The 15,465-nt window shown below is 58.9% G+C and carries 19 protein-coding genes; all 19 read right to left on the bottom strand.

Translation table 11 applies throughout. From position 1 onward, the window contains the following. Positions 1–25: 25 nt before the first annotated feature. The 19 genes from cobS to ABIB59_RS02515 are packed head-to-tail and all read right to left on the bottom strand — an operon-like array spanning position 26 to position 15,421. Entirely contained in the window at positions 26–766 is a 741-nt protein-coding gene (cobS, locus tag ABIB59_RS02425; RefSeq protein ID WP_354033877.1) for an adenosylcobinamide-GDP ribazoletransferase, read from the bottom strand. Continuing rightward, positions 763–1,308 (bottom strand): bifunctional adenosylcobinamide kinase/adenosylcobinamide-phosphate guanylyltransferase, encoded by a 546-nt coding sequence (cobU, locus tag ABIB59_RS02430; protein ID WP_108701009.1) that lies wholly within the window; start codon positions 1,306–1,308, stop codon positions 763–765. Before cobU ends, cobS begins: the two co-directional genes overlap by 4 nt. Then, complete coding sequence (locus ABIB59_RS02435) at positions 1,302–2,825, bottom strand: cobyric acid synthase (protein WP_354033879.1); 1,524 nt, start codon at positions 2,823–2,825, stop codon at positions 1,302–1,304. Before ABIB59_RS02435 ends, cobU begins: the two co-directional genes overlap by 7 nt. Beyond that, complete coding sequence (locus ABIB59_RS02440; protein WP_041851888.1) at positions 2,822–3,637, bottom strand: energy-coupling factor ABC transporter ATP-binding protein; 816 nt, start codon at positions 3,635–3,637, stop codon at positions 2,822–2,824. The genes ABIB59_RS02435 and ABIB59_RS02440 overlap by 4 nt, the downstream gene beginning before the upstream one ends. An 8-nt stretch (positions 3,638–3,645) precedes the next feature. Further along, a complete protein-coding gene (locus tag ABIB59_RS02445) occupies positions 3,646–4,326 on the bottom strand; it encodes an energy-coupling factor ABC transporter transmembrane protein (RefSeq protein WP_354034156.1) in 681 nt (226 codons plus the stop codon). Beyond that, positions 4,310–4,591 (bottom strand): energy-coupling factor ABC transporter substrate-binding protein, encoded by a 282-nt coding sequence (locus ABIB59_RS02450; protein WP_354033882.1) that lies wholly within the window; start codon positions 4,589–4,591, stop codon positions 4,310–4,312. The genes ABIB59_RS02445 and ABIB59_RS02450 overlap by 17 nt, the downstream gene beginning before the upstream one ends. A gap of 1 nt (position 4,592) precedes the next feature. Next, complete coding sequence (gene cbiM, locus ABIB59_RS02455) at positions 4,593–5,330, bottom strand: cobalt ECF transporter S component CbiM (RefSeq protein ID WP_125124229.1); 738 nt, start codon at positions 5,328–5,330, stop codon at positions 4,593–4,595. After that, the gene (locus tag ABIB59_RS02460; RefSeq protein ID WP_354033884.1) at positions 5,327–6,037 is read right to left on the bottom strand and encodes a cobalt-factor II C(20)-methyltransferase; all 711 of its coding nucleotides are present in this window, start codon (positions 6,035–6,037) and stop codon (positions 5,327–5,329) included. Before ABIB59_RS02460 ends, cbiM begins: the two co-directional genes overlap by 4 nt. After that, positions 6,034–6,828: a sirohydrochlorin cobaltochelatase gene (cbiK, locus tag ABIB59_RS02465; RefSeq protein WP_317078614.1), complete on the bottom strand. Its 795-nt coding sequence runs from the start codon at positions 6,826–6,828 to the stop codon at positions 6,034–6,036. The genes ABIB59_RS02460 and cbiK overlap by 4 nt, the downstream gene beginning before the upstream one ends. Positions 6,829–6,838: 10 nt before the next feature. Then, on the bottom strand, positions 6,839–7,624 hold the full coding sequence (locus tag ABIB59_RS02470) for a cobalt-precorrin-6A reductase (protein WP_041851893.1): 786 nt from the start codon (positions 7,622–7,624) through the stop codon (positions 6,839–6,841). Then, positions 7,621–8,346, bottom strand: coding sequence for a precorrin-3B C(17)-methyltransferase (locus ABIB59_RS02475; protein WP_041851894.1), 726 nt, complete (start codon positions 8,344–8,346; stop codon positions 7,621–7,623). Before ABIB59_RS02475 ends, ABIB59_RS02470 begins: the two co-directional genes overlap by 4 nt. Further along, positions 8,346–9,401: a cobalt-precorrin 5A hydrolase gene (gene cbiG, locus ABIB59_RS02480; protein WP_169039125.1), complete on the bottom strand. Its 1,056-nt coding sequence runs from the start codon at positions 9,399–9,401 to the stop codon at positions 8,346–8,348. The genes ABIB59_RS02475 and cbiG overlap by 1 nt, the downstream gene beginning before the upstream one ends. Beyond that, positions 9,382–10,155, bottom strand: coding sequence for a cobalt-precorrin-4 methyltransferase (locus ABIB59_RS02485; protein ID WP_107224085.1), 774 nt, complete (start codon positions 10,153–10,155; stop codon positions 9,382–9,384). The genes cbiG and ABIB59_RS02485 overlap by 20 nt, the downstream gene beginning before the upstream one ends. Next, positions 10,148–10,717 (bottom strand): decarboxylating cobalt-precorrin-6B (C(15))-methyltransferase, encoded by a 570-nt coding sequence (locus tag ABIB59_RS02490; RefSeq protein ID WP_041851897.1) that lies wholly within the window; start codon positions 10,715–10,717, stop codon positions 10,148–10,150. Before ABIB59_RS02490 ends, ABIB59_RS02485 begins: the two co-directional genes overlap by 8 nt. Continuing rightward, entirely contained in the window at positions 10,707–11,312 is a 606-nt protein-coding gene (locus ABIB59_RS02495; RefSeq protein WP_354033888.1) for a cobalt-precorrin-7 (C(5))-methyltransferase, read from the bottom strand. The genes ABIB59_RS02490 and ABIB59_RS02495 overlap by 11 nt, the downstream gene beginning before the upstream one ends. Further along, entirely contained in the window at positions 11,306–12,445 is a 1,140-nt protein-coding gene (gene cbiD / locus ABIB59_RS02500) for a cobalt-precorrin-5B (C(1))-methyltransferase CbiD (protein ID WP_354033890.1), read from the bottom strand. The genes ABIB59_RS02495 and cbiD overlap by 7 nt, the downstream gene beginning before the upstream one ends. Beyond that, entirely contained in the window at positions 12,445–13,074 is a 630-nt protein-coding gene (locus tag ABIB59_RS02505; protein ID WP_222556897.1) for a cobalt-precorrin-8 methylmutase, read from the bottom strand. Before ABIB59_RS02505 ends, cbiD begins: the two co-directional genes overlap by 1 nt. Positions 13,075–13,082: 8 nt before the next feature. Next, complete coding sequence (gene cbiB, locus ABIB59_RS02510; protein WP_354033892.1) at positions 13,083–14,045, bottom strand: adenosylcobinamide-phosphate synthase CbiB; 963 nt, start codon at positions 14,043–14,045, stop codon at positions 13,083–13,085. Continuing rightward, on the bottom strand, positions 14,042–15,421 hold the full coding sequence (locus tag ABIB59_RS02515; RefSeq protein WP_354033894.1) for a cobyrinic acid a,c-diamide synthase CobB: 1,380 nt from the start codon (positions 15,419–15,421) through the stop codon (positions 14,042–14,044). The genes cbiB and ABIB59_RS02515 overlap by 4 nt, the downstream gene beginning before the upstream one ends. Positions 15,422–15,465: the final 44 nt, after the last annotated feature.

A 15,465-nucleotide genomic window follows, 5' to 3' on the forward strand; every position in this document is an offset into this window, starting at 1 on the left:
ATTCTCAGTAGTGGTAAGGCACCGCTCAAAGCAGCGCCAGAAGGAAGACCAGTTCACCCAGTTCAATGGCGGCACCCAGGGTGTCGCCCGTTTGCCCGCCCAGCGTGCGTTTAAGCATCAGGCCGAGCAGAAAAATCGCCAGCACGGTTATCAACACAGCCGTCAGGCCGCGTGCCCCTTCCAGCCCCACCGCCACCAGCAGCGCAAGCGCCAGCGTGATAACGGTCTGCGTGAAAGTGACCTTGCCGATAAACAAATTACCCAGCCCCTCCTCGCGGGCGTAGCGATGACCATACATCATCACCACCGCGCAACCGCGCCCGGCGGCACAGGCCGCGGCCAACGCCGCCGGAACCGCAAGACCGCGCAAAGAGAGTTCGCTGATAACAAGGATTTTCGCCACCAGCACAAACACCAGCGCCAGCCCACCGTGGGTGCCCAGACGGCTGTCGCGCATGATTTCCAGCATCCGCTCGCGTGTGCGGGCAGAAAAGACGCCATCGCAGGTATCCGCAAAACCATCGAGATGAAAGCCGCCGGTCAGCAACGCCAGCGCCAAAACCGCAAAGAGGGCCGCCAGCGGCGCGCCGCACCAGGGCTGGAGCAGCATAAATACACCACCGCTGATACCGCCAAGTACTACGCCAACAAACGGAAAGGTGACAATACCACGCACGTAGTCCTGCACCTCCAGCCCCTGAACCAGGCGGGATGGCACTGGCAAACGGCTGATAAACGACAGCGTGGCAAAAAACAACCTGATCATTTGATTTTGACTCCGATCCCCGACACCACCAGCCAGACGTTATCCGCCGCCTGCGCCAGACGTTGATTCACCCGCCCGGCGATATCGCGAAAATGCCGCGCCAGACGGTTTTCCGGCACAATGCCCATTCCCACTTCGTTGGTCACCAGCACCACCGGCGCCGGGCAACGTTCACAGGCGGCGATTAACCGCTCGATCTCTTCCTGCACCTGCGCTTCAAGCAGCGCAAAGTCCCAGCCGTCCGGGTCGCTGTCGCCACCCTGCGCGAACAACAGATTGGTCACCATGGTGGTGATGCACTCCAGTAAAATGGCCTCGTCCGGGGAGTTGTTCGTAGTGATGATATCGGCCAGCCCCTGCCAGCGCTCTTCGGTGCGCCAGTGCGCCGGGCGACTATCCCGATGGTGCTGAATGCGGGCCGCCATCTCCTCATCAAAGATTTGCGAAGTGGCGATGTAGAGAACCCCCTTCGCATTTGCCACCAGCGATTCAGCGTGGCGGCTTTTGCCGCTGCGCGCCCCACCCGTAACCAGCGTTAACATGCGCGTTCCTGATGTTGATGCATAATCTGATAGATCCTGTCGATGTCGATATTCTTGCGCATGGCATCTGCCAGCAGGTCAAACTGCTGCGCTTTGTAGTGGGCATAATCCACCGTACTGTCCAGCGGCGGCAAGCCTTTGCGCGCCCGCAACGTGTTAACCAACGTGCGGGTAAAATCATTGCTGTCAAAAAGCCCGTGCAGATAGGTGCCAAATACCAGCCCGTCTTCACTGACCGCACCATCGGCGATGCTCTGCCCCTCTTTTTCCAGCCACAACATCGGACGACACCCTTCATGCAGCGTGGTTTCACCCATATGGATTTCATAGCCGTGCAGGGGGAGATGCCCACAGCCCGCCAGCAGTCCGGGAAGTACGCCCTGCACGGAGGCCGTCACCAGGGTGGTGGTTTTGTTCTGCGCAAAATGAGTGACGGTATTGAGGAGCCCCAACCCCGGCAGCGTGCCCAGCCCTGATTCCACCTCATCGACAATGGTTTCGCCGAGCATCTGGTAACCACCACAGACCCCCAGTACGGGCACGCCCTGGCGATGCTGTTGTAAAACCGCCTGCGCCAGCCCGCTCTCCTGTAGCCAGGCAAGATCCCCCAGCGTGTTTTTGCTACCGGGGAGGATAATGAAATCGGTATTGTGCAGCTCTTGTGGCGAGCGAACATAGTGCACGCGCACGTCCGGTTGCGCGGCGAGGGCGTTAAAATCGGTGAAATTAGAGATGTGTGGCAGTTGCACCACGGCAATATCGATGGCCCGCTCGCCGGTGCGCAGGTATTTGCCACGCTGCAGCGCCACGCCATCTTCGTCTTCTAAATCCACCTCCAGCCACGGCATCACCCCCAGCACTGGCACCCCGGTCAGGGCTTCAATCTGTTTAATGCCGGGGGTGAGCAGGGCCACGTCGCCGCGGAATTTATTAATGATGACCCCTTTTACGCGCCAGCGCTCATGTTCCTGCAACAGCGCAAGGGTGCCATAAATCGCAGCGAAAACGCCGCCCCTGTCGATATCTGCTACCAGCACCACCGGGCAGCCGGCCATCTCCGCCATGCCCATGTTGACGATATCGCGATCGCGCAGGTTAATCTCGGCCGGGCTGCCCGCCCCTTCCAGTACAATGGCGTCGTATTCACGACTCAGGCTCTGGTAGACGCTGATAATCTGCTCGCGCAGACGCGGTTTGTAGTCGTGATAGCTGACGGCGTCCATATCGCTCGCCACTTTGCCCATCAGCACCACCTGCGCTTTACGGTCGCTGGTGGGTTTGAGCAGAACCGGGTTCATGCGCACATCCGGGATGATCCCCGCCGCTTCCGCCTGAAAAATTTGCGCACGCCCCATCTCTTGCCCGTCCGGGGTGATACCCGAATTAAGCGCCATATTCTGCGATTTAAAGGGGGCGGTCTTTAATCCATCCTGATACAGGATGCGGCACAGCCCCGCCACCAGCACGCTTTTACCCACGTCTGATGCCGTGCCCTGGAGCATAATCGCCAGCGTCATGACGCCTCCTTAATGTACGTTTCCCGCATGCGGGTAAAGAATTCGGCTTCACTTTTACACAGCGGCATTCCCAGTTCGCTATGCAGTTTTACCAGCCAGGGCTGCGTTAACCCCGCCTGTTCGATCTGTGCTTTTTGGGCAAAAACCTCACCCGGCGAGCCGTACGCCAGCCTTTCGCCGCGGCGTAGAACATACACCGCATCGCAAATCTCATAAATCAAATCAATATCATGGCTGGAGATCACCACATGATTCCCCTGCGCCGCAATCCGCTGAATGATCGCGATCATCTGGGTGCGCCCCGAGGGATCCAGCCCGGCGGTGGGTTCATCCAGCAGCAGATACTTCGCCTGTAAGACCAGCGCCCCGGCAATGGCGACGCGCTTTTTCTGCCCGTGGCTCAGGCACTGAATCGGCTGATGGCGAAAAGAGTGCGCATCCACCAGCGTCAGCGCATCATCGGTGCGTCGGGCAATCTCCGCTTCCGCCACGCCAATGTTGCGCAGGGCAAAGGCGATATCGCTGTCGATATCGGTATAGAAAATCTGCTGATCGGGATCCTGAAACACGGTAGCGACCTGCTGGCGCAGCGCAAGCAGCCCGCGCTTGCTGTAATCCAGCGGTTTTCCCTGCCACAGCACCGCGCCTTGTTGCGGACGTAAAATACCGCTCAGGTTCATAAACAGCGTCGATTTCCCGCAGCCGTTCGCCCCCACCAGCCCGGTGACCGGCTGGCGCGAAAAATCGAGCGTTAACCCTTTCAGAATGGGCTCTTCCTGATAACTGAACCACAACCCCTCGGTCGCCAGCATGCCATTCCTTACAGGTGAAAATCACCCTGATAGAGTTTGATATCCAGCGTGGTTGCCATCTCTTTGTAGCGCAGCAACACGCGGGTAAATAAAAGCCCAACCAGCATCGCCAGCGAGCGGTAGCCCAGCGGCAAGGTTCGGTAACCAAAGCGCAGGGTTTGCGCCCGGTGAATGGCCGCGGCCTCTTCCAGCAGGATAAAGATAAACCGCCAGGTCAGCAGGATTTGCTCGGTCAGCAGACGCGGCACTCGCCCCTTTCTGAGTAACACAATGAGCTGCGGAAACGGCAGGTTCAGCACCAGCCAGAAGGTGGCCGCCAGCGCCGCCAGGCTGCGCCAGAAGGTCGTACTGGCCATCGTCAGCCCTTCCGGCAAAACGCCCAGCCAGTAGCTTCCCAGTGGAATGCCCACCAACAAGTGCTGCGGCTGCTGGGTGATGCTAAACAATATTGTCACCACCCCCACCAGCAGAAAACTGATGGGGATCGCCATCCAGCGTAACCAGCGCCAGAACGAAATACGCACTACCCAGCAGGTAAACGCCGCCAGCACAACCAGCATGGCTCCCTGCCCGACCGGTGGCAGCGAAAACGCCAGGACCATCATCGCCAGCCAGAGAAAGAATTTGCGCTCCGGGGCCACAGTAAACCAGCGGCTCTGGTAGCTCAGCCGATCAAGCCCGTTCGTCAGCACGCTGTCTGCCTTTCATGTAACCCAGAATGTAGAAAATAACCGCCGCGCCCAGCGATCCTTGCAGGGTAAAGAGCAGGCTTTCGATTTCCCCACTGGCGGGTTCATACAGCGGCTGGAACCAGGGTTTATAGTGTGGCGCAACGGCCTGAATCTGGCTTTCCGCCTCGCCGTCTGAACCACCGTACTCGCCGCCGTGATTGATAAAAAACGGCAGAATCACCAGCGCGATAACCATCGCGAGCAAAATCAGTGACTTTTTCATCTTAATGTCCTTGTGCGGTGATCAACTGACGTTTAGTGAGCTGGTCGTAGATCATTACCGTGAGCAGCCCTTCGGCAATCGCGATAGGGATCTGCGTCAGGCAGAAGATACCCATAAACTTGATGATGGAACCGCTCGCTCCGGCCTGCGGATCCGGGAAGGCCACGCCAAGCTGCACGGAGGTGACAAAGTAGGTCACCAGGTCAGCGAGCATGGCACATAAAAAGACCCCAACATCACGACGAATACCCGCGCGACAGGCCATCTGCCAGACCAGATAACCGACGACAGGCCCGATCACCGCCATCGACATGCCGTTTGCCCCAAGCGTTGTCAGGCCACCGTGCGCCAGCAGCAGCGCCTGAAACAGCAGCACAATCGCACCGAGGACAGCCACCACGCCCGGCCCGAAGAGGATAACCGCCAGGCCCACCCCTGTCGGGTGTGAGCAACTGCCCGTCACGGATGGGATTTTCAGCGCCGAGAGCACGAAGATAAACGCGCCGCAAAGCGCCAGCAGCACCTTCTGGTTACTGTCTTCCGCCACGATACAGCGCAGACGCACCAGCCCGTACCACAGGCAGGGTAAAAACAACATCCACCAGGCTAGCGCCCATAACGGCGGTAAAAAGCCCTCCATGATATGCATGGCAAATGCCTGCTCCGGTACGACAAGCAGTAACAGACCTGCTGCCAGCCCGCTTAACGACAGGCGTTTAAGCTGTTGTTCCCGTTTCATCGCCTCTCCCACTGTTTATTAACCAGAATGGTCGAAAAATACGGCAGTGGCTGTTCGTCGCTCACCTCAGCGAGCTGCCGCCAGCACTGCTCTCCCGGCAGGGTTGCTTCGGCCATCATCACTGCGCGGTCAAGCAATCCGGCATCGGCCAGCAACGCTTTGACGCGTGCGAAGCGGCCATAGACTTTCATCAGCACCAGGCTGTCGTGGTTCGCCAGCGCCTGTTTAATCTCCGCCTCCGGCGCGGTACAGGAGACCACCGCCAGCGACTGCTGCTCCATGGCGAGCGGTATTTGCGTGCGCGCGGCAATGGCGGCAAAAGAGGTCACCCCAGGTACGATTTCCAGACAGTCAGGACGCCCCAGACGCTGCAACAAGAAGACCCAGGTGCTGAACAGCATGGCGTCACCCAGGGTGATGAACCCCACCTGTTTTCCGGCCAGAGTTTCTGCGCTAAGCGCGGCGGCCACGTCATCCCAGACGGCCTCTTTTTCCGCACTGTCGGCGCTCATCGGGAAATGGGTACAGCGGATTTCCGTCTGCTCGCCCAGATATTCCCGCACAATGGAAAGCGCCAGACTGTCGCCTCCTTTGCGCCCCGCCGGGGCATAGAGCACATCAAGTTTGCCGAGAATGCGCGCAGCACGAACGGTGAGAAGGTCGCTGGCGCCGGGGCCAATCCCTAATGCGTACAGTCTGCCGCTCATGCCGCCACCTCCAGAGACTGGCTCAGCGCCTGATGCAGGTGCGCGACAAACATCGCGCGGATAGCCGGGTTTTCGCCCAGCCCCTGCAACCACGGCGTTGCGGCAATCCCGACCCGCTCAAACTGCGTTTTCCACGAGTCTTCTTCATCAGAGGCCATATCGTTAATGGCATGATCGCCTGCTACCAGCATTAGCGGCATCAGGTGTACCGCGCTGATCCCTTCGCGGCGCAGACTGTCGATCAACACATCTACCTCCGGGTAACTTTCCACCGCACCGACACGCGCCGGGAAACGGTGTGCCGCCATCATATGATCGAGACAGGCGTAAGCGGCGAAGGCGTGATGGCTGGCGCCGTGGCCCATAAACACCACTTTTTCACCGTCTGCCAGTACCGGCATCTGGCGGGCCAGCGCCTGCATCAAATGCATGTAGTCGTCGTGGCTGCTGAGCAGCGGTGCGCCGATCACCATGCGTTTGAACAGATGCCGCAGGGTTTGTACCTCACGAACAATTTTTTCGTATTCGTCACCGTTAATGATGTGCAACGACTGGATCGCCACATCCTGATAGCCCAGGTCGGCCAGTTTTTGCAGTGCCTGCATGGGGGTGTCGATGTGCAGGTTGTCGCGGCGTTTGAGCTTGCGAATGATCATTCCTGAGGTAAATGCCCGAAACAGCGTGCGATCGGGGCAACTGGCGGCCAGTTCCCGTTCACAGGCCACAATGTTCTTTTCACAGGTGTCGTGATAGCTGGTGCCGAAACTCACCACCAGAAGCGCTTTTTTCATGTTCTTTTCCTCACTGAGTAGCAAGCCAGCGCAGCAGTCGCTGCGAAAACGCATCCAGGCTTTCCAGTAGCTCCTCACCCGAAACAGCAGGCTGCGGGCGTGTAATAACAATGCAGGGGATCCCTGCGTCCAGACACGGCTGAACTTTTTCCTGATAGCCGCCTTCCGCACCGGAAGCTTTGGTGATCATCACGTCAGCGCGGCACTGTCGGTAGAAGGCGGCGTTGAACTCTGCGCTAAACGGCCCGCACATGGCGTAGATCTCGCCAACACCAAAACCGTTCTCGGCGCACTGCGCCATCACATCGGCAACCGGCAGCACCCGTGCCAGCAGGGTCTTCTCACCAAGCCCCGCACGCCAGAGCGCCAGGTCTTTACTGCCAGTGGTCAACAACACGCGCTGCCCGAGTCCGCGCGCGACTTTACAGGCTTCATCGATCGAGGCGACCTTGTGCAACAGGGGATGTTCCAGCTCCGGCAGTTGTTCGGGACGCTGGTAACGGCTTAACAGCACTTGTGCCTGCCGACAGGCCCCGGCAATGTTCTGGCTGACTACCTCGGCATAAGGGTGTGACGCATCCACGACCCAGCGGGTCTGGTTATCGGTAAGCCAGCGCAGCATGGCGTCAGGATCCATCCGCCCACAGCGCACTTCGCCGCGAATATCGCCCGCCAGATGCTGTCCGGTGGGGGTTGCCACCGACAGGGTGTAGCGCACCCCGGCGGCGTCGAGTTGCTGGCAAATGGCCCGCGCATCGCTAGTCCCGCCGATTACCAGTACGTCGCCTGGCCTCACAGCTCGTAGCCTCGCGGTGTAATCATCAAGCCATCCGCTACGTAGGTGGCCTTGTTGCCGACAATCACCAGGCTGGTCATGTCGACCGGTTCAAAGTCCATCTCACCGAGGGTGGTTAGCCACTTCTCTTCTTTTTTACGTCCGGCGGATTTCACAATCCCCACCGGGGTTTGCGGGCTTTTGCTGGCCGCCAGCAATTCAAATGCGCGCGCAAGATGCCCTTCGCGGCCTCGGCTACGTGGGTTGTAAAAGCAGATAACAAAGTCAGCTTCCCCGGCGGCGACAATCCGTTTTTCAATGACCGGCCACGGGGTCAGTAAGTCGCTCAGGCTGATATGGCAGAAGTCATGCATCAGCGGTGCGCCGAGTAACGCCGCCGCGGCAATACTGGCGGTCATTCCGGGGATCAGACGCACTTCCACGTCCAGTTTCTGTTTACTGACCAGTTCAAGAACCAGCCCCGCCATGCCGTAAATCCCGGCATCACCGCTGCTGATAAGCGCCACGTTATGCCCGGCCTGCGCCAGTTCAATCGCCGCCTGGCAACGTTCAATCTCTTTGCACATGCCGGTTTTGATCACCTGCTTGTCGCCCGTGAACGCTTTCACCAGATGGGTGTAGGTCTTGTACCCCACCACGATTTCCGCAGCCTGCAAGGCTTCGATCGCCTCCATGGTCATCATTGCCTGTGAGCCAGGGCCAATCCCGATAACGGTTAACATCAGTGTGAAACTCCCAAAGTAATAGTGACGCCCTGCTCACGCAGAGTCTCGCCAACCAGTTGCCCACGACTCATCAGCCAGGCTGCGGGTCCGGATACGCTTCCCACGCCGGTGGTCTGACGCACAAAGTCAGAGGCAGGGAAACGATGCTCATGCTGACGCAGGGCATCAGCGGTAAAAATTTCAAACGGCACACGCAGGCTTTCTGCCAGTTGCGTGAGCGCTTTCTCATGCTCTTTCAATGTGATGCTTCCTATCGCTCGCAGTGCCAGCGGGTCGAAAGCGTGTACCTGCAACTGTTGCTTAAGCAGCCCTGATACCACCGCAAACGGGGTATCGCGACGACAACCGATTCCTGCCACCACACGGCGGGGAACCAGTTTGTAGACCGGCACCGGGAGTTCGGGCAGCGCAGCGTGCACGGTCACACAGATCAGCGCCGTCAGCTCGGGCAGATCATCAAGAGATGTCACCGGAATAAACCCGCGCGTGTCGCAGCGTTCGACTTCTTCGCGCAAGGCGTCTTCACACCACAGGCCAATACGTTCGCCGCTGACCAGCCAGTGGTTGATTGTCTTTACTGCTGCACGCAGATCCTCCATGCGCGCATCCAGTTGACAGGCCAGCGTATCGAGCGCCGCCAGTTCGTTAACATCCGTTGCCGTGGTGATCACCGGGTCTGCGCCCAGCACGCCCGCAAGATAGCGGGCCAGCGCATTTGCCCCACCAAAATGGCCAGAAAGCAGGCTGATGACGTGCTGTCCGCGCTCATCGATAACAATCACCGCCGGGTCGCTGAATTTGTCATTCACCAACGGGGCCAGCACGCGTACCGCAATCCCCGTCGCGCCGATAAATACCAGCGCGGAATGTTGGGTGAAGGCATCACGCAACGCAGGGGCAAAGCCGCCGTCGAAAGGTACAAACCCCTCTTCCAGCAATTTCTCACTGGTGTAGCAGGTCATGGGCAGCGCCAGTTTCAGCCGGTTCGCCAGGGCAACACCGCCGGGCGTCAGGCAGAACAGCGCAATGGATTCAGGCTTTACGGTATTCATGGCTAAAGTCCGCCGCATAAAGACGTGAGTAGTGGTACTCCTCGCCAAGAAATGCGCCAACGAGGATCAGTGCGGTTTTACGAATACCGGCATCGCGAACCTTGTCAGCAATGTCCGCAAGGGTCCCGCGCACCGTCTGGCTTTCCGGCCAGGTGGCTTTATAAATGACTGCCACGGGCGTGGTTGCCGGATAACCGCCTTCGATCAGACGCTCAGCAACGCGATTGATGCGTTGTACGGAGAGATAAATCGCCATTGAAGTCTGGTGGCTGGCAAAGGATTCCAGTTGTTCCAGCGGCGGAACCGGGGTACGCCCTTCGAGGCGAGTGATGATCAAACTCTGCGACACTTCCGGCACGGTGTATTCCACACCCAGCTCTGCCGCCGCCCCGAGGAAAGCACTCACGCCGGGAACGACCTTCCACTGAATACCACGCTCAGTCAGCACTTCTCCTTGTTCACGCACGGAGCCATAAAGGGAGACATCACCGGTTTGCAGGCGCACCACCACTTTGCCCGCTTTCACACCGGCTTCCATCAGGTCGATGATCTGCTCCAGGTGCAGTTCGGCGCTGTCGTGGCACTCGGCGCCCGGCGGGCAGTATTCGAGCAGCTCGGTATTAATGAGCGAGCCCGCGTAAATGACGACCTGTGCCTGCTGCAACAGGCGGTATCCTTTCAGGGTGATAAGCTCGCGGTCACCGGGGCCAGCACCGACAAACCAGACGGTTTGCGTATCAAATTGTTCAGCCATGAGACTCTTCCTTCTCGCAGGAAATCACAAAAACAGGGTTATTCGGTTTGAAGTAGTGGCCGCTGCCCAGCGCATGAAGAAGCGAAACTTGAATTTGCTGGCAGTCCAGCGCGGCGACCTGGCAGGTAGCGAGGTGGCTCAGCGCGCTGCTGAGGTTCTCCTGCAAAATAAAGGTCATCACCAGGCGGCCACCGGGGAGCAGTTGGGCCAAAGACCAGTCAATCAGTTGGGTCAGGTTGCCACCGCTGCCGCCCATAAAGACCGCGTCGGCGGGCTGTTCGACAAATAACGGCGCCACGCCCGGGACAATGGTGATATTGCGACAACCAAAGTGCTGGCAGTTCTCTTCCAGCAGCCCCAGCGCCGCCGGATTGCGTTCAATGGCGGTCACCTGCAACTGCGGGTGGCAGACGGCAGCCTCAATCGAGACGCTGCCTGTGCCTGCGCCGATATCAATAAAATGGCGGGCAGCGGATAAGTTAAGCCGCGAGAGCGCCAGCGCGCGGACCACTTCTTTGGTCATCGGGACACTTTCACCGCGCAAAAACAGTTCATCTTTCATTGAGGATCACCACGACATTCATCTCATACTGCGCCTGGACATCACGGGCGGGCAGCCAGTGAATGCGTTCGTTGTCCATCGCCAGATTTTCGCCAATCACCAGCCAGCGCTCTCCCGCACCGCGCGCCACCAGGGCGGCGGCAATTTCCCGCGGACCACAGCGGGCATCGGTCACCATCGCGGTTTTAGGGGCACGGGCCAGGGCGTCAAAATCCACATCGCGCCCGTGGGAGCTGGTCAGCCAGATATCATTCATATCGATGCCGGTCTTCGCGCACAGATACTGCACAGCGCTGATGCCCGGAATAATGCGCACCTGTTCTATGCCGAACTCGGCCACCAGACGTTTGCCAATGCCGTAAAACAGCGGATCACCGGATGCCAGCACCACGACGCGCTGATGCATCCGCTGCGTAATCCAGCGTATTAATCCGGGGATGTCGGCATCCAGCGCACGGCGTTCGCCTGCGAAATCAGGGAACTGCTCAAGATGGCGTTTACCGCCGACCAGGACATCCGCCTGCGCGACAGCATCCAGCGCCATGGGGGTCATTAGGGCCAGTGAGGCAGGCCCCATGCCTGCGACGGTCAACATTGCAAATCCTCCACAATGTCCTGGAACGGGCGGTTCGTGCCGAGGATGTGGTTATCAAACGAAAACATAATGGCGTCGCACTGGGGGGGATTTTTGGTAAAGCGCAGGTTCTGCATGACGCGCTGGCAGATACGCTGCGCCAGATGGTTGTACAGATGGCCGAATCCCGCCGCGTCGATGTGCTCCATCGCCGCTTCGGTGGTGTCACACTCGCTGACTTTTTGCAACAACTCATGGGGTGCGCCAAGCAGCGCCAGATGCGCCACCAGCGTTTCCATGCGCGCATCGGCGATATGGCTGTGGGTGTGGAAAATCCCGGCGGCGATTTTTACCAGCTTGCCCGGATGACCAATCAGCACAATTTGCCGGTAACCGAGGCGAACGGCCTCTTCAATCATGTAACCTACGAAGTTGCTCATGGTGACTACGATGTCGCTGGAAAGCCCCATTTGCTCGCGGACAAAGCGCTCCCCGTGATTGCCTGGCACCAGTACAACCCGCACCAGCCCCGCTTCGCGTTTGATTTCCAGTTCCAGAGAAAGCGAGCGTTTCCAGCTCTCTTCAGACATCGGCGTGACGATACCCGTGGTGCCGATAATCGAGATACCGCCCAGGATGCCCAGCCGGCTGTTGTAGGTTTTTTGCGCCCGTTCTTCCCCTTCGGGCGCGAAAATTTCCACGTCGGCGCCACGCGAAGGACCGATCACTTCGCGTACAGCGGCTTCAATGGTCTGGCGCGGTGTGCGGTTAATGGCGGCGCTGCCAACCGGCAGGCCAATCCCTTTGCGGGTCACGGTGCCTACGCCTTCGCCGCCGGACAGCACAATCTCGCCCCCATCATTCAGCGTGACACGCGCAAAAATCAGCATGCCGTGGGTAGCATCTACATCATCGCCGCCGTCTTTACGGATAGCGGCAATCCCTTGCTGGCCTTCAATATGCGGCGATTCAACGTTAAGACGCAGCGTGACGCCAGAGGGCGTGACAATCGACACCTGATGGATAATGTGCTGGCGCAGGACCATCAGCGCAGCGACTTTTGCCGCCGCCGTTGCGCAGGAACCGGTGGTATAGCCTTTGCGTAGCGCTTTGCCGTTGTGCCACACCGGGGCGTCGAATGTCTCTTCGCTCATTACGCCTCCCGCATGAAATATAAAAAGGCGTTAACGATCGCCGCCGCCACATTGCTGCCGCCTTTACGCCCCAACGCGGCAATGCCCGGCAACCCGCTTTCCACCAGTGCATCTTTCGATTCTGCAGCACCGACAAACCCGACCGGGACACCAACCACGCCACGCACCTGAGCGTTTTGCTCAAGTAAGCGGAACAGCGCGGTGGGGGCATTACCGAAGACGAAGATTTTTTCGCCCTCTTCGCTGAGCGCCAGATCCACCGCCGCCATCGAGCGGGTGATCCCCGCCTCTTTTGCTTTACGCATCACGCGCGGGTCGCTGATGTAGCACTTCACCTCGCCGCCAAATTTTGCCAGCAAAGTTTTGTTTATCCCGGAAAGGGCCATGGTGGTGTCGGTATAAAGCGTACAGCCGCTGCGAATCGCGCTGCCGAGGCTTTCAAGGGCATCCGGGGAAAACCACAGGATGTCCAGCCAGTCGAAATCGGCGGTGGTGTGGATCACTCGTTTGATGATGGCTTCGTGCAGAGGGCTGGCAAAACGGTAATCAGGCCGCGTTTCACGAATGATATCGCCAATAATGACAAAACTTTTGTCTTCAATGGCCTGGGGTTGCTGCAAATAATCCATTGTTTTCATCAGATTGCTGCTCCTGCGAGCGTAACATGCGTAAGCGCAAATATGGCCAGAGCCAGGGTGGAGGCTACCCACATCAGGCGTATGGTTTGCGTAATATCGTCAACGGTGATGGCGCGAGTCTCATCGCCAATCCATGGTTTTTCGACGCGCTGGCCGAAGTAGTCATTTGGGCCGCCAAGCTGCACGCCAAGCGCGCCCGCAACGGTGCCTTCCGGCCAGGCGCAGTTGGGGCTGCTGTGATTGCGGCGATCGCGCCAGCCGATACGCAATGCCCGTGCCGGGTTCAGGCGGCAAAACCAGGCGGCAACGCTCAGCAGTAGCCAGCTCAGGCGGGCCGGAATAAAGTTGGCCACGTCATCCAGACGCGCGCTCACCATGCCAATGGCACGATATTTTTCGTGTTTGTAGCCCACCATCGAATCGAGGGTATTTACCGCTTTGTAGGCCATCGCCAGCGGCGCGCCGCCCAGCAATAAAAAGAACAGCGGGGCGATAACGCCATCCACCGTATTTTCTGCCACGGTTTCCACGACCGCGCGGGTGATCTGCGGTGGCTGTAGCTGCGAAGTGTCGCGCCCGACTATCCAGGAGAGTTTCTCCCGGCTTTGGGCAAGAGTGCCGTGGCGCAAGGCGTGCTCTACTTCCCGTGCCGCATCTTCCAGGCAACGCGCCGCCAGCAGTGTGTAGATCATCCACACCTCCACACACCAACCGAGCCATGGATGGATGGCTTGCGCGCAGGCCAGCACGCCGTATGCCACACTCCAGGTCACACCCACGACCACCAGCCACATCACCCCGCCACCAATACGCAAGGCGGTATCGGAATGGCAGATCCGGCGAACGGCACGCTGTGTCAGCGTAATCAGTGCGCCGATCCAGCGGACCGGATGCGGCCAGTGCGGAGGGTCACCCAGCCAGCGGTCAAGAAGCCATGCGACAAACCAGGCAAGGAGCGTCATAACACGCTCCTTGCGGCGGCGATCCAACGGCTCAACATGGTCGGGCGTTGAGCAAAATGGATGTGCAGATAGCTGGCGTAGGTATTGCCCACCTGCCAGCCGCCCTGCCACTGGGACAACATCCTGCCATCGCGGGTTTTCCGGCACTGCATGACCGCATCCTGCTCAGGGGTAAAATCGGAGTAGTGGAATTCATGGCCGCGCAGCGTCTCGCCTGCATCGGCAAGCAGCATGGGCTGGCTGGCGGTGGCTTCACAATAGCCAAAGCGGGTCAGGCGTTTTCCCATCTCGCTGTGACCGGGTATCACCCCCGCCATAGAATGAATGTCACCTGCGGCATCGCGAAGCGTAGAGCCGAGATACATCAGGCCGCCGCACTCGGCGTAGATCGCCACACCACGCCGGTGCGCCGAACGGATAGCGTCAAGCATGGGCCTGTTAGCAGAAAGGGCGCGGGCGTAGAGTTCCGGGTAGCCGCCGCCGAGCCAGAGCATCTGGCACTCGGGCAATTTTGCGTCGTGCAGCGGGCTAAAGCGCACAATCTTCACACCCGTATTGCGAAGCAGTTCTATGTTATCGGGGTAATAAAAGTTGAATGCCTCGTCATCGGCCAGCGCGAGCGTTATCCCCTCCCCTTCATCACGCGCCGGTAAAGCGGGCCATTGCCCCTCGGGTAATGATGGGAGCGTGCTCAGGGAAAGCAGTTTATCGATATCCAGCGTTTGCGCGATGCGCCCGGCAAAATCACGCCAGGATTGGGAATCAATGACAGATTCACGTGCGGTGACCAGCCCCAGATGCCGCTCCGGCAATGCAACGCCGGCCGTCACAGGCACATAACCCAGCGCAGGAATGCCGCAATAGTGTTCGATAGCGTGTTTGAGCAATTGGTAATGGCTGTCGCTGTTGACGCGGTTAACAATAACACCCGCAATAGTGAGCGCAGGGTCGAAATGTTGAAAACCCATCACCGTGGCGGCGATAGAGGTCGATACCGCTTTTCCGTCGACCAGTAAGATGACCGGTACGCCAAGCTGTTTTGCCAGTGCGGCGCTGCTGCAATAATCAGGGTCAGTGCCATAGCCATCATAAAGGCCCATGACGCCTTCAATTACGGCGATATCGGCGGCTTGCATTTGCTGGTTAAACAAGGCGTTCAGCGTCGGGGCAGGCAGCATAAAGCTGTCAAGATTGCGGGATTCCACGCCCGTTACGGCGGTATGCCAGGCGGTATCGAGATAGTCCGGGCCGACTTTAAATGGCTGTACCCGCATACCGCGCTGCTGTAAAACGCGCAGCAGGCCGAGGGTGACGGTGGTTTTACCACAGCCACTTCCGGTACCGGCAAGGATGAAGGCGCGACGCCCGTCAGACATACCTTAAAGCCCCGTTCAGGGTGGAAAGGCTGTGCCAGGCTGTG

It is taken from the genome of Citrobacter sp. UYEF32, assembly GCF_040546205.1.
GTDB classification, from domain to species: domain Bacteria; phylum Pseudomonadota; class Gammaproteobacteria; order Enterobacterales; family Enterobacteriaceae; genus Phytobacter; species Phytobacter diazotrophicus.

What these genes read in the sequence shown, in the direction of transcription:
- cobS (WP_354033877.1), bottom strand. Translation starts at nt 766, where the DNA reads ATGATCAGGTTGTTTTTTGCCACGCTGTCGTTTATCAGCCGTTTGCCA.
- cobU (WP_108701009.1), bottom strand. Translation starts at nt 1,308, where the DNA reads ATGTTAACGCTGGTTACGGGTGGGGCGCGCAGCGGCAAAAGCCGCCAC.
- ABIB59_RS02435 (WP_354033879.1), bottom strand. Translation starts at nt 2,825, where the DNA reads ATGACGCTGGCGATTATGCTCCAGGGCACGGCATCAGACGTGGGTAAA.
- ABIB59_RS02440 (WP_041851888.1), bottom strand. Translation starts at nt 3,637, where the DNA reads ATGCTGGCGACCGAGGGGTTGTGGTTCAGTTATCAGGAAGAGCCCATT.
- ABIB59_RS02450 (WP_354033882.1), bottom strand. Translation starts at nt 4,591, where the DNA reads ATGAAAAAGTCACTGATTTTGCTCGCGATGGTTATCGCGCTGGTGATT.
- cbiM (WP_125124229.1), bottom strand. Translation starts at nt 5,330, where the DNA reads ATGAAACGGGAACAACAGCTTAAACGCCTGTCGTTAAGCGGGCTGGCA.
- ABIB59_RS02460 (WP_354033884.1), bottom strand. Translation starts at nt 6,037, where the DNA reads ATGAGCGGCAGACTGTACGCATTAGGGATTGGCCCCGGCGCCAGCGAC.
- cbiK (WP_317078614.1), bottom strand. Translation starts at nt 6,828, where the DNA reads ATGAAAAAAGCGCTTCTGGTGGTGAGTTTCGGCACCAGCTATCACGAC.
- ABIB59_RS02475 (WP_041851894.1), bottom strand. Translation starts at nt 8,346, where the DNA reads ATGTTAACCGTTATCGGGATTGGCCCTGGCTCACAGGCAATGATGACC.
- cbiG (WP_169039125.1), bottom strand. Translation starts at nt 9,401, where the DNA reads ATGAATACCGTAAAGCCTGAATCCATTGCGCTGTTCTGCCTGACGCCC.
- ABIB59_RS02485 (WP_107224085.1), bottom strand. Translation starts at nt 10,155, where the DNA reads ATGGCTGAACAATTTGATACGCAAACCGTCTGGTTTGTCGGTGCTGGC.
- ABIB59_RS02490 (WP_041851897.1), bottom strand. Translation starts at nt 10,717, where the DNA reads ATGAAAGATGAACTGTTTTTGCGCGGTGAAAGTGTCCCGATGACCAAA.
- ABIB59_RS02495 (WP_354033888.1), bottom strand. Translation starts at nt 11,312, where the DNA reads ATGTTGACCGTCGCAGGCATGGGGCCTGCCTCACTGGCCCTAATGACC.
- cbiD (WP_354033890.1), bottom strand. Translation starts at nt 12,445, where the DNA reads ATGAGCGAAGAGACATTCGACGCCCCGGTGTGGCACAACGGCAAAGCG.
- ABIB59_RS02505 (WP_222556897.1), bottom strand. Translation starts at nt 13,074, where the DNA reads ATGGATTATTTGCAGCAACCCCAGGCCATTGAAGACAAAAGTTTTGTC.
- cbiB (WP_354033892.1), bottom strand. Translation starts at nt 14,045, where the DNA reads ATGACGCTCCTTGCCTGGTTTGTCGCATGGCTTCTTGACCGCTGGCTG.
- ABIB59_RS02515 (WP_354033894.1), bottom strand. Translation starts at nt 15,421, where the DNA reads ATGTCTGACGGGCGTCGCGCCTTCATCCTTGCCGGTACCGGAAGTGGC.